Below are 14,505 nucleotides of genomic sequence, written 5' to 3' on the forward strand. Positions count from 1 at the left end.
GCCTTCCTGAAAATTGAGCGAGGTTCGAGATGCTAGAAAAACTTCTACAAGCGATCGTCATTACTGCGCTTCTGACATTGTTCGCAGGCATTAGCGCACCCAAACCGAAAGAGGCTCCGACTTCATTTTTTAACACCTTCTCCCTCTCGCTTCTCACTTTGGGATCAATGGGATCAATAAACTAATGCTCCTGCACATTACAGAGCGCGATGCTGCAATTGCGGCTCAACAATCCGGAGCCTATCGGGCTGATTCGCTTGAGACGGAAGGATTTATTCACTGCTCCACACCGGATCAAGTGATTTGGGTTGCAAATCAATTTTATCGAGGAAAAACTTCATTGGTTTTGCTCGTGATTGATCCCGATCGCGTTCGTGCAGAAATCAAATATGAAGCGGTCGAAGGAGTCGGAGAGTTTCCGCATCTTTATGGTGAACTGAATACAGAGGCGATCGTGCAGATCGTTGATTTTCCGCCGAATGCAGACGGATCATTCACGCTACCGAAACAGTTCGCAACTTAAAGATCGAATTGGGTTAGGGTTTGTTAAGATTCTAGAACTTGCCTGCATTCCTAACCCTTGGAGTTTCTTATGTTGCGACTAGAGCACGTCAGCAAAATTTATTCGACTGGCGAAGTTCTTAAAGATGTGAATTGGGAGGTTAAACCGGGCGATCGCATCGGTCTGGTTGGCGTGAACGGAGCAGGCAAATCTACTCAGCTAAAAATCATTGCAGGCGAGATCGAACCGACTGACGGAGAAGTCATCCGCCCTGCCAGTTTGCACATCGCTTATCTTACGCAAGAATTTGAAGTCGACCCAACTCGAACCGTGCGCGAAGAATTTTGGCGGGCGTTCAAGGAAGCCAACGAAGTGCATGAAGCCCTGACCCAAGTTCATTGTGCGATGGAAACCGCGACCCCCGAAGAATTAGACAAGCTGCTGAACAAAATGGATCGCTTGCAGCGTCAATTCGAGGCGATGGACGGGTACGGCTTAGAAACTCGAATCGAGAAGATTCTGCCCGAAATGGGATTTGATCCTGACGATGGCGATCGCTTAGTCAGTGCGTTTAGCGGCGGCTGGCAAATGCGAATGAGCTTAGGAAAAATTCTGCTGCAATCTCCGGATCTGCTGCTGCTTGACGAGCCGACCAACCATTTGGATTTGGAGACGATCGAATGGCTGGAGAACTACCTCAAGGAATTATCGACTCCGATGGTGATTGTGTCGCACGATCGCGAATTTCTCGATCGCCTCTGTACCCAAATTGTAGAAACCGAGCGCGGCATATCGGCAACGTACCTTGGCAATTACTCCGCTTATCTGCAACAAAAGCAAGAACAACGAGACGCGCAACTGAGTGCCTTTGAGCGGCAGCAAAAGGAATTAGAAAAGCAGCAAGCGTTTGTCGATCGCTTCCGCGCCAGCGCCACCCGTAGCACTCAGGCAAAGAGCCGAGAAAAACAACTCGACAAAATCGAGCGGATTGAAGCTCCCGATTCTGATGTCAGAACCCTACATTTCCGTTTTCCGCCTGCGTCTCGAAGCGGTCGCGAAGTGGTGATCATCGAAGATCTCACGCATATGTATGGCGATAAAATTCTATTTTTAGGGGCAGAATTGCTCATCGAACGTGGGGATCACGTCGCGATTTTAGGGCCGAATGGAGCCGGAAAATCAACGCTGCTGCATCTGATGACCGGAAGCGAACAACCTGTCGAGGGCACCGTTAAGTTAGGGGATCATAATGTAATTCCCAGTTACTTCGAGCAGAACCAAGCCGAAGCGCTAGATCTAAACAAAACCGTGATCGACACGATTCACGATGAAGTTCCGGACTGGAAAAATGAGGAAGTTCGTACACATTTAGGGCGATTTCTGTTCAGTGGTGACACCGTTTTTAAGAGAGTAGAAGCGCTCAGCGGTGGCGAAAAAGCGAGGCTGGCACTGGCAAAAATGCTGCTTCAACCCGCCAATTTACTCATTCTTGATGAGCCGACCAATCACTTAGATATTCCAGCCAAAGAAATGCTGGAAGAAGCCATTCAGAACTATGATGGCAGCATTGTGATTGTGTCGCACGATCGCTATTTCATCTCGAAAACTGCAAATAAAATTGTTGAGATTCGAGACGGTGAACTCCGCCTGTACCGAGGCGATTACCACTATTATTTAGAGAAAATCGCTGAAGAAAAAGAGAAAGCAAAGCTAGCTGCAATCGAGGCTGAAAAAGCCGCGAAAGTTGCTGAAAAACGCACTAAACAAAAAGCCAAAGAGAAGGAAAAAAAAGCTCAAAAAAGCGCGTAATTTTTGGCGAAACCCGCTACTATTCAAAAAATAAGAACTTGCGATCGATGGTTTGCTATGAGAATGTTGACTGATAGCAAGCCATTTATTGTTGGGTGAATTCCCTGCTGTGATTTGTTGAACTGATAAGATTCTTAAGAAATCATTAATAAAATAACTGATTAAGAATCTTCAGGGGCATGGAAAAGGGAATGGTCACGATAGCAATGGTATGATTTGCGGAGAATATTTCAGTGAAAGGGCAGAACAATATGGGGCAACCGCCTGTTTCTCCTGTGGTGCTTGTTATTCTGGATGGCTGGGGCTACCGCGAGAGCCGCGATGGAAATGCGATCGCGCAAGCCAATACGCCAGTCATGAATAGCTTGTGGGCAGCGTATCCTCACACGCTAATTCGCACATCTGGAAAAGATGTCGGATTGCCAGACGGTCAGATGGGCAATTCGGAAGTCGGACACCTCAATTTAGGCGCAGGGCGCGTCGTTCCTCAAGAATTGGTCAGAATTTCTGATGCAGTCGAAGATAAAAGCCTGCTGCAAAATCCAAAATTAGTCGAAATTTGCCAGGAAGTGTCTTCGCACCAGACGAAGTTACATCTCGTGGGCTTGTGTTCAGAGGGCGGGGTTCACTCTCACATTTCGCACTTGGTCGGCTTGCTAGAACTTGCAAAAGCACAAGGGATCGAAGAAGTCTGCATTCACGCGATTACCGACGGGCGCGACACCACGCCGATGTCAGCGTTATCAGAGATCCAAAAGTTTCAGCTAGAAATCGATCGTCTCGGTGTCGGTCGGATTGTGACGATTAGTGGTCGCTATCATGCAATGGATCGAGATCGTCGCTGGGATCGGGTTGAAAAAGCCTATAAAGTCATGACCGAGAGCGGCGAAGGCACTGGGCAAAGCGCGATCGAGGTGCTGAAGGCTTCCTATGCGGCAGGTGTAACCGATGAGTTTGTCGAACCGGTGCGGATTGCACCGGGAGCCGTGGAACCGGGAGACGGGGTAATTTTCTTCAATTTCCGTCCCGATCGGGCGCGTCAACTCACTCAAGCATTCGTTGATCCCAAGTTCAATGGATTTGAGCGATCACAGATTTCGCCGCTCTCGTTTGTCACTTTTACGCAGTATGATCCTTCGCTTTCGGTCAAAGTTGCGTTTGAGCCACAGAACTTTAACAACATTTTGGGCGAGGTCGTTGCGCGGCATGGATTACGCCAACTCCGCACCGCTGAAACGGAAAAATATGCTCATGTGACGTATTTCTTCAACGGTGGGCTAGAAGAGCCTTTCCCCGGAGAAGATCGGGAACTGGTGCCAAGTCCGATGGTGCTGACCTACGACAAAAAACCTGCGATGTCAGCCGAAAAAGTTACCGAAGGCGCGATCGCAGCCATTGAGAAACGTATCTACTCAATGATCATTCTCAATTACGCCAATCCTGATATGGTCGGACATACAGGACAGATCGAAGCGACGATTACGGCGCTTGAAACGGTTGATCGATGTTTGGGTCGCTTGCTCGAAGCGATTAATCGCGCCGGCGGAACTGCGTTGATCACAGCCGACCACGGGAATGCTGAACAGATGTACGACGAAAATCACAATCCCTGGACAGCTCACACGACAAACCCCGTTCCCTTCATTTTGGTGGAAGGCGAAGGTTTAAAGATTCCGGGACATGGAACTGAAGTGTCACTACGAGATGATGGACGATTAGCGGATGTCGCACCAACCATTCTCGATATTCTGAGACTACCGATTCCTGAAGAAATGACGGGTCGATCGCTGATTCAGAAAGCTGAGTTTGATGTCAGAGCAAACCGGACTCCGGTGAAAATTGCACGATAATCGGCTCTCGCACTAATCTGTCCCCTTTGTCGGATTGGGTTCTGTAAATTGGATTCAGTCTTACAGAGGGGATCGGTTTTTATTGCGACAAGAAGCCTGCCAGCAATAGCGGGATCAGTAGAACTGAGATCGCAACAACTAATAAAGTTCCAGCATCAACATCAATTACATTTTTCGGCTTATTATCCATAATTTGAATTATTGCGCTGGTCTCATCCTATGCCTCCAAAGCTGATCATTCAACTAGGGCGTTTTGTTTGGACGACGATGTGGCGGATTATGATGTCCAAACTTGCGCCGCGTGATGCGTCTGGTGCTTATACTCGTCCTGAAAGCCAGTTTCGGGATCGCATTGGATCAGAGAATTACCCCGCCGCTTCAGGACGCTATAAGCTATTCGTGGGAATGAGTTGTCCTTGGGCGCATCGCACCTTAGTCACACGATCGCTGAAAGGATTGGAAGCCGCGATCGCGGTCTCAATCGTCTCTCCTTCTCCGGAGAATGGCGGCTGGATTTTAGAGAAACCTGAGTTTGGCTGCTCTACTTTAACGGAACTCTATCGGTTAGCAAAACCAGGGTATACAGGGCGATCGACCGTTCCAGTGCTGTGGGATTGTGAAACAAATACGATCGTCAATAATGAAAGTTCTGAAATTATTGTGATGCTCAATGCTGAGTTGAACGAATTTGCAGCGCATCCAGAAATTGATTTATATCCAGAAGCATTACGCGATCAGATCGATCGCTGGAATCTAAAAACTTATAATCCAGTCAACAATGGCGTTTATCGGTGTGGATTTGCTCAAACACAAGCTGCTTATGAATCCGCTTGCAACGAGTTATTTACAACGCTGGATACGATCGACAACACATTAGAAAAAAATCGCTACCTCTGTGGTGATACTCTAACGCTTGCAGATATTCGCCTCTTTACAACGCTATTTCGCTTTGATGCTGCTTATTACGGCATTTTCAAGTGTAGCCGCCGCCGCATTCAAGATTATGCAAATTTAGGCGCGTATGTTCGAGATATTTATCAGCTTCCTGGCGTTGCGGAAACGTGCGACTTACAAGCGATAAAACGAGACTATTACGGTAATCTATTTCCGCTTAATCCAGGTGGGATCATTCCGATCGATAGCGATTCCCAAAACTTACTCGCACCTCACAACCGGGATCGGATTTACGCCTGATGACCACTTTCGCCGTTAATAACAGCCGAAGCAATTAGATGCGCTAATCTTAAGGCTTCGGGAACATGACCCCGATCGGTTAATCTCGCCAACACTCGCGCTGTCGTGTCCGGTGCTGCACCCTGAACTTGAAACACAAATGGCGGCGATTGATAGATTTCCCCCGCTCGCGCAATCAACTTTAATCGGCGTTCTGGCTCTGGCAATCGTCTAAGCGCGTATTCAACCTTCTCTAACTTCGGATAGCGACGCATTACGCTCACACAGGGACGATCGATCTCACCCGATAATGCAGGCAAATCCACCACATTAAAGCCCCCTAGCGAAATCCCGTCGAGCAGCACAATATGAGCTTGGGGTAAAAACTTACTGTTTAACAGAATGTTTGCGATCGTCTCGGTGGCATTCCAACCATCAGGCTCAATCTGTCCCCACAACATCCCCTCAAATCGTGTCCCGGCACAAACCACGCCCGCGATCGACACAGGTTCTCCGGACTTGCGGATAAACGGTGCATCATCAAACCCGATCGCTCGAATCAATCGACGCTGTTCTAATAATGCTTCTAGCTCCATTGCAGTCTACTTCAGCTTTTCCCCACCAGAATAGATCAGCAGATCGCCAGAACCCCGCAAAAAGCCCCCGATCGTAAACTCACGATCGAGGGCTTTCTAAGCTTTCATCTTAGTTGCGAGCTAACCACTTCTGACCGTTCAGGCGTTGAACTGTACCAAACACCAGCAGCTCTAGCGTAACTTTGCGCTCATCAATCAAAAAAGATTCCAGAGTGCTAAGACGATCGCCCTCTGCACAAGCAAATCCTTTCAAACCATTGATATTTTCATCGAAAAAATAGATATTAAATTCCCGCAATTGCTTATAGCTCGGTTGCCATTTGCCAATTACCTGCCAGCACTCCGGCGCTTGGTCGTAACCCTTAATCGGAATCTTGCGCTTCTCGAAATGCAGTTCCAGAGATCGCGTTCCCAGGTTCTCTAATCCTTGCTTCAAAGCAGGCAAATAATCTTGTTGAATAAAGTCACCGAAAGGCTTATCCTCAACGCCTGGAGCCTTTTCTTTCTTCGCCTTCGCAGGCTTGATTCCCGCATCTTCTTTTGGAGCCTTTCCGGTTGCGGGATTCGCTGCGTTAGGATTATCTCCAGCATTTACGGCAGTGGGATCAGGTGCGTTTGCCGTCGGAATCTCCGTGGTGGTGGGTACATCTTCCCCATGCAGGTTTTCTTTGACGACATCGGGTACATTTTCGCCCACCGTCGGGGGGAGTTCCGATTCGCCTTGAGGCTTGGTTTCTTCCGTTGCCATAACACCAGTTTGTTTGCGAGTATTCGTCTCTCATGATATCGGAGAGCGGGAAGCGAACGTTGAGAATTAGGGGTAGAAATGAATCGATTTTCTTTAAAGGTATGGATTGATGGAGCGGGCTATCCGATCGTTTGTCTACATGGACATCCGGGATCGGGTCGCAGTATGAGCGTATTTACTCAACATTTATCAAAGCGGTTTCAAACGATCGCGCCCGACCTACGCGGCTATGGTCAGTCAAAAACCCGCGCCAATTTTGCTATGCTCGATCACCTGGATGATTTGCAAGGGGTGTTGGAGCAGTACGGCATCGATCGTGCCTTAATCCTCGGCTGGTCGCTCGGTGGAATTGTTGCGCTCGAACTTGCCGCCCGCTTCCCCGAAAAAGTGAGCGGTTTGATTCTCGTTGCTACGTCTGCGCGCCCCTGGGGAAATCATCCTCGAATTAACCTGCAAGACAATCTCTATACTGGGATCGCTGCCTTGTTGAATGTGATTAAACCTGGATGGCGCTGGAATATTGACACCTTTGCAAAGCGATCGCTCTTCCGGCACCTCATTCAGCAACACACCCCCGCAACCTACCGATACATCGCGAGTGATGCAGTCTATGCTTTTCTGAATACCTCAGTCGCTGCAAATCGAGCGCTGAATGCAGCACTAAGCGAAGGGTATTATCGAGTGCAAAACTTTGAAAAGATTACCTGTCCGGTGCTGATGTTAGCGGGTGAACATGATCGCCACATTACCGCAGCGTCAAGTCTTGAAACCGCAAAACATCTGGCGAACTGTGAATGTAAAGTCTATTCCGACACAGCACACCTGCTGCCGTGGGAAATTCCGAATCAAATTCTAACGGATATCGATCAATGGCTCGATCGACATCCCGAAGTGTATCAGTCCGAAGTGTGTCAGTAGCTGGAAAGACGCGATCGCACATCGCGTCTTTCCCAAGCGCTTTGCCAGCTTATGTTTAATACTGACCGCTCAAAACACCGGGCATCTTGTTAAACCCCGCATCCGCTTTCTCATCGTAAATTGTGAGATTCGAGGGCTTACAGCGCTTGATCATGATTTTGATGTTGGTCGCGCCTTCGCGCTCCAAATCTTCGAGATAGCCCGACTGGTGACTTTGAGCCATTTTCTTGTTGGGAAAAGGGCCGAAATAGTAGACGCATCGGGGGCTATCAGTCGTGATCTCAACCCACCAAGCAAGACCGATCGAGCTAAGAAAACCTGTCAAGAGTTCATTCATAAGCTAGCTAATTCAATCAAAGAACGACCTGCGATCCGCGGCGAACATCGTCAGAGGGGAAAGCTACCAGTGCATCAGATTCAATCTTGCAACAGAATGCTGGGAGATTGTTGTGCTTGATGCTCCAAATCGGAGTTCAAGTCTCTTTATACTCCGTCACACTTGATTTTTCAATCCGATCGATGTCTTAAATCCATCCAGATGAATGGTGTTCTCCCAGCGTTGACGGTACATCTCATAAAGTGCCATTCCTGCTGCAACTGAGGCATTGAGGCTAGGCGTAGTGCCCTGTAGTGGAATCGAAACCAGTACATCACACCCGCGCTGCGTCATCAATCCTAAACCTTCCCCTTCTGCACCAACAACCAACACCGAGGCTTTAGCAAATTTGACCGTATGAATCGGCTGGCTTGATTCGGAGGCTGTGCCATAAATCCAGAATCCAGCCGCCTTGAGATCTTCCAGCGCACGAGCCAGATTGACCACTCTAGCCACGGGAAGCTTTTCGATCGCGCCTGCTGCCACTTTCATCACAGTCGAAGTTACGCCCACCGCACGACGCTGTGGAATCACGATTCCCTGTGCTCCTAACGCTTCAGCTGTCCGGATAATTGCGCCTAAGTTGTGGGGGTCGGTAATGCTATCTGCAACCACGATCACAGGCTGATCGGTTGCAGCTTTCGCACGAACAATCAAATCACCAAGATCAGTGTACTCATAAGCTGCAATTTGCGCTGCGATCCCCTGATGATTTGCACCATGTGTTAGCTGATCTAATCGCTTTGGTGTGACTTCATCGATGACTGTTCCGTTTGCTTTCGCTTGATTCAGCAATGAAAGATAGCGGGGATCATAGTGAAGCTTTTCTGTGATCCAGATGCGATTAAGCGATCGCTCCCCTTGCAGCGCACTTAACACCGGATGACGACCATAGATTAGATCGGGAGCTTCGTTGCTTTCAAATGGCTCATCATGTGACACAAAATGCTGCGGGATATCATCGCGGGCTTGCTCCGCTAAATGGTCAGGCTTGCGGGGAGCGAAGCTATCGCGTTTCTCAAATCTCGCACTGCCGTCATTTCGAGGACGATCAAACTTCCGCTCTCCGTTAAATTCGCTTCTGGGGCGATCGAAGCTGCGTCTTTCACCATTGGGGCGATCAAAGTTCCGTTCTCTTCGTTCCCCGTTAAATTCGCTTCTGGGGCGATCGAAGCTGCGTCTTTCACCGCTGGGGCGATCAAAGTTCCGTTCTCTTCGTTCTCCATTGAATTCGCCTTTCGGACGATCGAAGCTGCGTTTTTCACTATTGGGGCGATCAAAGTTCCGTTCTCTTCGTTCCCCGTTGAATTCGCCTTTCGGACGATCAAAACTACGTCTTTCACCGCTGGGGCGATCGAAATTCCGCTCTCTTCGTTCTCCGTTGAATTCGCCTTTTGGACGATCGAAGCTGCGTCTTTCGCCGTTGGGGCGATCGAAATTCCGCTCTCTTCGTTCTCCGTTGAATTCGCCCCTCGGACGATCAGAATCCCGTCCGCGCCGCTCTCCATTGAAATCATCTCTAGGACGATCGCGCTTCTCAAATCGTCGATCGTCGTTTCTGGGACGATCAAAACTTCTTTCTTTGCGTTCGTAGCGTCTTTCACCGCTTGAGTCTGAGCGACCCCGATTAGAGCCGTCAGCACCGGCACTGCGCTGATCTCGATCCCCATCGAAGTTGCGGTCGCGCTTTTCAAATCGGCGATCGTCAGTTTTAGGGCGATCAAAGCTTCCCTCGCTGTTGCGTTTGGGATTGCCCGACTTTTTGAAATTGGGTTTTTTACCGCCAAAGTCACGATTTGACCGACCTTGTGAGCCAGCGTTGCGGTTATTGGGAGTAGCCATAGTAATTTAATCCTGGTTGAAGAGGCAGAAGGAACAGGCAAAAAGACGACAAAGAAAAGCGATCTCGTCAAATCTCGCTTTTTCTAATTTTTTACTTAAGGTTGAGAAACCCTAACAATTCAAACAAGCGGGCAGGGTTAGTCAAATACAGATAGCCAATTAGGGCTTCTAGGCTGGTGGCGTGTTGGTAAATTTCGGGGTCAAGTCGTTTTGGGCGATTTACAGCAGCATTGCGTCCCCGCTTGAGAAACTCATGTTCAGACTCGCTTAAATGGGGCATGAGCGATCGCAGGTGCAAGGCTTGGGTTTCTGCCCTCACGTTCGACACAACTTGTTGATGATAGACTTCAGAACGCTTCGGTGGCAACAGACAACGCCTCCGAATATACAGTTCGTAAACCGCATCGCCTAAATACGCGAACGCAGCCGGAGAGAGCCGCTGGATCTCAGACATCGATGGCGCAGGCAAGCCTGTAGATAATTCTAGAACCCCTAACTCATTCGATGAGATCACATCTTTTCCGACTCCGTAAGACGCTTTTTTATCGTAACAGACTACGAAAAAAACCGACTATCCAACCATTTGGACAGCGGTTCTTTTCTGAGATGATGCGACTTAGGCAGATTGAACATTCTCGATAGCGGTTTCCACGGACGGTTGCAGCGCCAAAAATTGTTCTAAACGAACAAGCTTGACCGTCTGTGTGACTCGCGCATTCGTCACAATCTGTAAGGTTCCCGATGCCTGCTGCGCTTTTTTGGCAACTTGCACCAAAGCGCCCAGACCGGAACTATCAACAAAGTCAATTTTAGACAGATCTAAAATGACGTGTTTAGGGCCATCTTCAACGCATTTTGTCAGAACCTTCCGGAAGGTTGGTTCAGAAAAAGCATCAAGTTGCCCGACGAGGCGAAAGAGTTGATATGTATTGTCCCTAACTTCGCGTGTGCCCCGAAGACTGACTGTTAGGGTTAGTTGCTCAGGAATAGCCCCCTCCTACCGCGTTTAAACTCTAAATTTAATTTGACGCTCCAGTATACACCGTTGCAGCAATATTTTCTATTGCCTGATTTCTGATTGTTTATGTTCGCGCATCGATCGCACGAAATTTTCAAATAGATAATCAGCATCGTGTGGCCCAGGACTCGCCTCCGGATGATACTGCACTGAGAACATCGGCAGGGTTTTATGCCGTAATCCGGCAACGGTGCGATCGTTGAGATTCAGGTGAGTGATTTCGACCGAGGCATCCGGGAGCGAATCGGCAGCGAGCGCAAAACCGTGATTTTGGCTGGTGATTTCGATTTGCTGGGTCAGACCGCAGGGTTGATTCAAGCCGCGATGTCCGAACTTAAGCTTAAAGGTTTCGGCACCCAGTGATAAGCCGAGAATTTGGTGTCCCATACAAATCCCGAAAACGGGCTTCTCAGCCTTCAAGAGTGCTTTTGTAGTTTCGATGCCCTCGGTGACAGCAGCCGGATCGCCCGGCCCGTTTGAGAGAAAGATTCCGTCTGGATTATACTTAAGGACTTCTTCAGGCGGAGTGTTGACCGGAACAACGATCACACGGCAGCCATAACTCGCAAGCCGTCGCAGAATATTGCGCTTGATGCCGAAATCGATCGCAACCACAGTCATCGGGTCTTCAAGGCTCAGAGCAGTCGGGCTAAATTCCCAAATCGTCTCGGTTTTTTCTGACCATTCGTAAACTTGGGTCGTACTAACTTCTTTGACGAGGTTCAATCCTGCCATGCTCGGTGCGTTCTGCACTTGTTCGAGCAGTTCGCTGGGATCGAGCACTTCGGTTGAAATCGCGCCGTTCATTGCACCCGCCGATCGTAGTTTTCGCGTTAGGGCACGAGTATCGATGCCGTAGATGCCGAGTAAGTGGTGCTGTTTGAGATAGTCGGGCAGGGATTGCGTCGATCTCCAGTTGCTCGGACGTTCGCAAATATTTCGGGCAATCACGCCCCGGACATGCGGCACGTCGGATTCTTCATCGTCGGGATTTACGCCCGTATTGCCCAGTTCTGGATAGGTGAATGTCACAATCTGACCCCGATAGCTTGGATCAGTCATGACTTCTTGATAACCCGTCATTCCGGTATTGAACACGACTTCTCCGATCGTGGTTCCCGTTGCACCGAACGAGTAACCCTGATAAGTTGTGCCATCAGCCAGCACAAGTAACGCAGGTTGAGCAGAGGACATAAACACAGTCAATTACAAAGATCTCATCATTATTATCATGTCTATTGCGGGTTGCAAGGGGTCTCTAAGCTTTTGCAAAGAATTCTAGGGAACTCTAAGACGGTCAGGATTGAGTCCTTGGAATTCTCAGTATGCTCAGAGTTGGTGTTTGGGTTGGGGCGGCGATCGTGTTCGCGGCGATTGCAGCGGGGTGTAGTCAGGAGCGATCGACGCAGCGAGTTTCTCCACAGGTTTCGTCTTCTCCGGTTCAAACGGCCGCCACTCCTGCGGCACCGACTGAAGATTTCTATCAAACGGCGCTCGATCGAGCGGCAAGTGCCCGCACGATCAGTCAATCGGCGCAGTCTCCGGAGGATTGGCAACTGGTTGCGAGTCGGTGGAAGAGTGCGATCGCAGCGCTCAAACAAGTGCCGAAATCTGATCCAAACCGCAAGCGAGCCAATCAAAAACTCTCTGAATTTCAGCAAGCCCTTTCAAGAACGGAAGATCGAGCGGCACGCACCGGAAAAGAAAAAATCGCCGCGCAAGATCCAGGCATTCGCATCGATCGCGCAATTTCAGCCGAGGAACTAAGCGCGATCGCGGCTCAAAAAGAGCAAGGGATTCGAGTCCCGATTAAGTATCGCAAGAATCGTATTCCTGTGATCGATGTGGTTTTTAACGGCAATCAACCCTATGAAATGATGGTTGATACGGGAGCATCCGCGACGATGATCACGGCGGAAATGGCGCGGCGATTGGGAGTTAGGGTCGTCGGTGAGGCTCAGGCGATGACCGCAGCAGGTGTGACGACGGTGAGAGTTGCGGTGGTGCAGTCGATCACCGTTGCAGGGAGTACGATTCGCGAGGTTCCGGTGTCGATCGGCCCGTTGGATGTGGGGTTACTCGGTCATGATTTCTTTGGCAATTGCGATATTTCGATTAGTCGGGATCATGTCGAATTTCGGCAGTGTAATGTGTTGTGATGCCCCTTGGGTGTGTTGCACATCAATTGATCGTTACCAGGATGTAGAGACGCGATTAATCGCGCCTCTACATCCATTGGGATTTTTTACAACAAATCCTGAAATTCCGATCGCGCCTGAATCGTTTTCAACACCAATTTAATTTCTTGCGTCCGGTCTTTTTTCACAATCAGCGTCACTTTGCCATCGCGAACGATCACTGTGTCTTCTAAACCGATCGTCACCACCACTTCATCATCATCTGAGGTATAAACGATCGCGCCACTGGTATCCAGCCCGACATGCTGCCCTAACTCCACATTTGGATTATCGGACTTCATTAAACGCTCGATCGCTCCCCAATCGCCCAAGTCATCCCAGCTAAAGCGCACTGGCAGCACACAAGCACGATCGGTCTTTTCCATCACCGCGTAATCGATGCTAAGTTTAGGAACAGTTGAATATGCTTCGATGCCTTTCTCTTCTAATAATTGAATGATTTCTGGGGCGTGTTTGTGCAGCTGATCAAGCATCACTTTTGCTTGAAATACGAACATGCCACCATTCCAGCTAAACCGTCCGCTACTAACAAATGCTTCTGCGGTCTCGCGATCGGGCTTTTCTGTGAAGCGATCGACTCGATAAGCAGGATAATCGTCGTACACTCCAATCTTTTCACCCTGCTCAATGTAACCATATCCCGTTGCTGCATGAGTTGGCGCAATTCCCAAAGTGACGATCGCTGCATTTTGGACGGCTGCGTCTGTTGCGGCTTTTAGCGTCGCTTCAAAAATGTCTTGTTCTGCAATCCAGTGATCGGCTGGAAAAAATCCGGTTACAACGTCCTCACCGTAGCGCTTTGCAACCTCGATCGTACTCCACGCCACTGCCGGAGCCGTATCGCGCCCCTCTGGCTCTACTAGGATGTTTTCGATCGGCAAGTCGGGAAGCTGTTCACGCACCCCATCGGCTAAATGGGAAGCCGTCACCACCCAAAGATTGCTCCAATCGCCTGCGGTCGAAAGTAAGCGATCGGCGGTTGTTTGTAGAAGGCTGCGTCCGCTGCCATCTAGACAGAGAAACTGTTTTGGACGGTGTTTGCGGCTGAGGGGCCAAAAGCGCTCACCTTTTCCGCCAGCAAGGATAATCGGAACAAGAGATGGGGTCATATCGCGTCACACCATTGGGGTTAGAACAACGCTCAGATTTTAATCAATTCACGACTATTCGTATATTGTTGATTACTATCTTTGCGGACTCTTCTCATTCTTCCCCAATCGGTCTAGGCGGATCAGCAATATTCAAGGTTTATCGTGGGAATCAGGCAGCTTGCCTGACTCTGAGAATGCTCCTTCGGTTGGCAGATGCGAAAGATGCGGTTTTCTTTGACCCCAAATCGTGCAATTTTGATAGACAACACTAGCCGAATGTCGGAAGGGGAGTGTAGAATTCCCTGGAATGACCCAAGCCTGGTTGCTCAGAATTTCATCTACCGAGTGATAATTCAAGTGTTAATTAATTTACTTAGTTTGGCA

General features: G+C 49.2%; 16 protein-coding genes. 7 read left to right on the top strand and 9 right to left on the bottom strand.

Annotation, left to right across the window (positions count from 1 at the left end; genetic code table 11):
- Positions 1-29: 29 nt before the first annotated feature.
- The 5 genes from NC981_RS14115 (at position 30) to NC981_RS14135 (ending at position 5,355) form a co-directional block, all read left to right on the top strand.
- A complete protein-coding gene (locus NC981_RS14115) occupies positions 30-185 on the top strand; it encodes a hypothetical protein (RefSeq protein WP_190379223.1) in 156 nt (51 codons plus the stop codon).
- A complete protein-coding gene (locus NC981_RS14120) occupies positions 185-523 on the top strand; it encodes a DUF952 domain-containing protein (RefSeq protein ID WP_348243515.1) in 339 nt (112 codons plus the stop codon). Before NC981_RS14115 ends, NC981_RS14120 begins: the two co-directional genes overlap by 1 nt.
- Positions 524-592: 69 nt before the next feature.
- On the top strand, positions 593-2,311 hold the full coding sequence (locus NC981_RS14125; protein WP_348243517.1) for an ABC-F family ATP-binding cassette domain-containing protein: 1,719 nt from the start codon (positions 593-595) through the stop codon (positions 2,309-2,311).
- A 251-nt stretch (positions 2,312-2,562) separates the two neighbouring features.
- Positions 2,563-4,161, top strand: coding sequence for a 2,3-bisphosphoglycerate-independent phosphoglycerate mutase (gene gpmI / locus NC981_RS14130; protein ID WP_348243941.1), 1,599 nt, complete (start codon positions 2,563-2,565; stop codon positions 4,159-4,161).
- Positions 4,162-4,380: 219 nt separating this feature from the next.
- Complete coding sequence (locus tag NC981_RS14135) at positions 4,381-5,355, top strand: glutathione S-transferase family protein (RefSeq protein ID WP_348243519.1); 975 nt, start codon at positions 4,381-4,383, stop codon at positions 5,353-5,355.
- Here NC981_RS14135 and NC981_RS14140 read toward each other — a convergent pair.
- Together NC981_RS14140 and NC981_RS14145 are read right to left on the bottom strand one after the other, a co-directional pair.
- Positions 5,346-5,930, bottom strand: coding sequence for a DUF99 family protein (locus NC981_RS14140; RefSeq protein WP_190379219.1), 585 nt, complete (start codon positions 5,928-5,930; stop codon positions 5,346-5,348). The genes NC981_RS14135 and NC981_RS14140 overlap by 10 nt on opposite strands.
- Positions 5,931-6,039: 109 nt before the next feature.
- Positions 6,040-6,678 (bottom strand): DUF2996 domain-containing protein, encoded by a 639-nt coding sequence (locus NC981_RS14145; protein WP_348243521.1) that lies wholly within the window; start codon positions 6,676-6,678, stop codon positions 6,040-6,042.
- Positions 6,679-6,756: 78 nt separating this feature from the next.
- Between NC981_RS14145 and NC981_RS14150 the strand changes: the two genes are divergently transcribed.
- Positions 6,757-7,596 carry an alpha/beta hydrolase gene (locus NC981_RS14150; RefSeq protein ID WP_348243523.1) on the top strand — a complete coding sequence of 280 codons (840 nt, stop codon included), beginning with the start codon at positions 6,757-6,759 and terminating at the stop codon, positions 7,594-7,596.
- A 55-nt stretch (positions 7,597-7,651) separates the two neighbouring features.
- Here NC981_RS14150 and NC981_RS14155 read toward each other — a convergent pair whose 3' ends face one another.
- The 6 genes from NC981_RS14155 to carA all read right to left on the bottom strand — a co-directional run bounded on the left by NC981_RS14155 (position 7,652) and on the right by carA (position 12,032).
- Positions 7,652-7,933: a DUF1816 domain-containing protein gene (locus NC981_RS14155; RefSeq protein ID WP_348243525.1), complete on the bottom strand. Its 282-nt coding sequence runs from the start codon at positions 7,931-7,933 to the stop codon at positions 7,652-7,654.
- Between the two features lie 156 nt (positions 7,934-8,089).
- Positions 8,090-8,914 (bottom strand): 23S rRNA (guanosine(2251)-2'-O)-methyltransferase RlmB, encoded by an 825-nt coding sequence (rlmB, locus tag NC981_RS14160; RefSeq protein WP_348243527.1) that lies wholly within the window; start codon positions 8,912-8,914, stop codon positions 8,090-8,092.
- Positions 8,915-8,949: 35 nt separating this feature from the next.
- The gene (locus NC981_RS14165; RefSeq protein ID WP_348243529.1) at positions 8,950-9,885 is read right to left on the bottom strand and encodes a hypothetical protein; all 936 of its coding nucleotides are present in this window, start codon (positions 9,883-9,885) and stop codon (positions 8,950-8,952) included.
- Between the two features lie 20 nt (positions 9,886-9,905).
- Positions 9,906-10,268 carry a ribonuclease III domain-containing protein gene (locus NC981_RS14170; RefSeq protein ID WP_348243942.1) on the bottom strand — a complete coding sequence of 121 codons (363 nt, stop codon included), beginning with the start codon at positions 10,266-10,268 and terminating at the stop codon, positions 9,906-9,908.
- A gap of 162 nt (positions 10,269-10,430) precedes the next feature.
- Complete coding sequence (locus tag NC981_RS14175) at positions 10,431-10,802, bottom strand: anti-sigma factor antagonist (protein ID WP_190379304.1); 372 nt, start codon at positions 10,800-10,802, stop codon at positions 10,431-10,433.
- A 72-nt stretch (positions 10,803-10,874) separates the two neighbouring features.
- On the bottom strand, positions 10,875-12,032 hold the full coding sequence (gene carA / locus NC981_RS14180; RefSeq protein ID WP_348243531.1) for a glutamine-hydrolyzing carbamoyl-phosphate synthase small subunit: 1,158 nt from the start codon (positions 12,030-12,032) through the stop codon (positions 10,875-10,877).
- A gap of 125 nt (positions 12,033-12,157) precedes the next feature.
- Between carA and NC981_RS14185 the strand changes: the two genes are divergently transcribed.
- Entirely contained in the window at positions 12,158-12,991 is an 834-nt protein-coding gene (locus NC981_RS14185; RefSeq protein WP_348243533.1) for a retropepsin-like aspartic protease, read from the top strand.
- An 86-nt stretch (positions 12,992-13,077) separates the two neighbouring features.
- On the opposite strand, the gene NC981_RS14190 is transcribed toward NC981_RS14185, so the two are convergent.
- Positions 13,078-14,139 carry a mannose-1-phosphate guanylyltransferase gene (locus NC981_RS14190; protein ID WP_348243535.1) on the bottom strand — a complete coding sequence of 354 codons (1,062 nt, stop codon included), beginning with the start codon at positions 14,137-14,139 and terminating at the stop codon, positions 13,078-13,080.
- Positions 14,140-14,505 lie beyond the last annotated feature (366 nt).

This window comes from Leptolyngbya sp. DQ-M1 (genome assembly GCF_039962505.1).
Classification (GTDB): domain Bacteria; phylum Cyanobacteriota; class Cyanobacteriia; order Leptolyngbyales; family Leptolyngbyaceae; genus Leptolyngbya.